General features: G+C 42.7%; 1 pseudogene. It reads left to right on the forward strand.

From position 1 onward, the window contains the following. Window positions 1-567 precede the first annotated feature (567 nt). Window positions 568-1,521 (forward strand): annotated as a pseudogene (locus QUA80_RS33445) (IS982 family transposase). The last annotated feature ends 241 nt before the right edge of the window (window positions 1,522-1,762 follow it).

Raw genomic sequence — 1,762 nt, forward strand, 5'->3', positions numbered from 1 at the left:
TCTATTCTTTCTCTTCGCTGTGCCTATCTCAACGGTCAACTTTCAATTTGATGTATTTGCCAAAGTGAGATGCACCCAACAGGCTAAAGATTGTGTGTGCCTATGCTTCCTCCTACCCATCCCGATTTGATAAACCGTTTAGAACTCAAAACAGGACAATTGCCGGAAATTCATTCAGTCTCAGATAATCCAAATACCATTGGTAAAGTTTACGCTAGGAGAGCGCGTCAATTTTTAACCCGACTAAACCAAGGTCTAACACAAACTCACGCACTGCGTCGTCATTTAGCCAACCTTAACGACGTGAACTCGACGGAAATGGAATGGCTCAATTCAAGAGTTAGCAGGCTTAGCGGGCTAATCGGAAACACGGCGCTTGATATCAATTAGTATGGATTAATGAGAACTAGCTACAGAGACGGGTGCGATCGCACAACAAGATAGCTGATGCGAGCGTCAAGGATGGGTGCAGCGATCGATGAGGTGAATGCAGACTCGAACGAAACTCACAAGAGAAAAACCTGAGAGTTAAACTTAAAAACACTTTAGTAACAACAACTCTCAGCGATGACCAAAATTATAACTCGTCTTGACCTAACCCAGATTTTTTGTGATGTGGATGATTTCTGTCAAGATTTTCAAAAATATCAACATAAATATCCGAAACTCCCAACAGATGACCGACAAAAACTGTGTACTTCCCGTTTGTGTGTGAGCGAAGTGATGACAATTACGATCGGTTTCCACGGTTCGGGTTATCGCAATTTTAAAGCATGAGATATCAAAGAAGTTCTCCAGCATTGGCTAGCGTGAATTTCCCAATCTAGTTAGCTATAATCGTTTGGTCGAGTTAATGCCTTGGTCGTTGATGATCCTCAGTATGCTTTTTGAAAAGTCGTCTGGTAAAGGTGACGGGAATTGCCTTGATTGATTCAACACCAATTCACGTTTGTCATCCTTGTCGCGCCGCAATCCATAAGGTTTTTGGCGATTTAGTTAGTCCAATGGGGTAAAAACTCGATAGGTTGGTATTATGGCTTTAAACTCCATCTGATTATTAACGATTGTGGAGAATTACTAGCGCTCCTTTTGACCCCGGCTAATACTGACGCTCGAAAACCTGTCCCCGATTTGACTCAAGGATTATTCGGCAAACTTTTTGGAGATAAAGGATATATCTCTCAAGATTTATTCGAGCAGCTCTATCAGCGAGGATTGCAACTGATTTCTCGGTGTCGAAAAAACATGAAAAATCGGCTGATGCCGATTCTCGATCGGATCTTGTTGCGGAAACGAGCTATTATCGAGTCGGTCAACGACCAACTGAAAAATATCTGTCAAATTGAGCATACGCGCCATCGCAGTCTTTGGAACTTTTTAGTCAATTTATTAAGTGGATTAGTAGCATATATTTATCATCCCGTTCAGCCATCTCTCGATTTAGTAATCAAAGGATTAGCCGCTCTACCTCCTGCGATGTTCGCGCATTTCATTCGGAGCCTAAATCTCAACGATCGTTAGCCTCATGAGGATGGATTGGCCCAACCCATTCCATTCTCATTCTTGCGATCGCTGTAGCAATCCTAAGTGATTTTCTAGATCCGTAAAATCTGAAAGTCTTGCTAGACAACAAGTCTAGGAAGACAAGAGGGCGTTGTGCTGTGAGACTCAGATCGCATTGCTATATAGGGCTTGCTGAATCAGTGTCAAAAGGTTACACCACCAGGATTAAGAGAGCGGACGATCAATAATGGTCGCCGTG

The organism is Microcoleus sp. F4-D5, from assembly GCF_036704885.1.
Taxonomy (GTDB): Bacteria; Cyanobacteriota; Cyanobacteriia; order Cyanobacteriales; family Microcoleaceae; genus Microcoleus.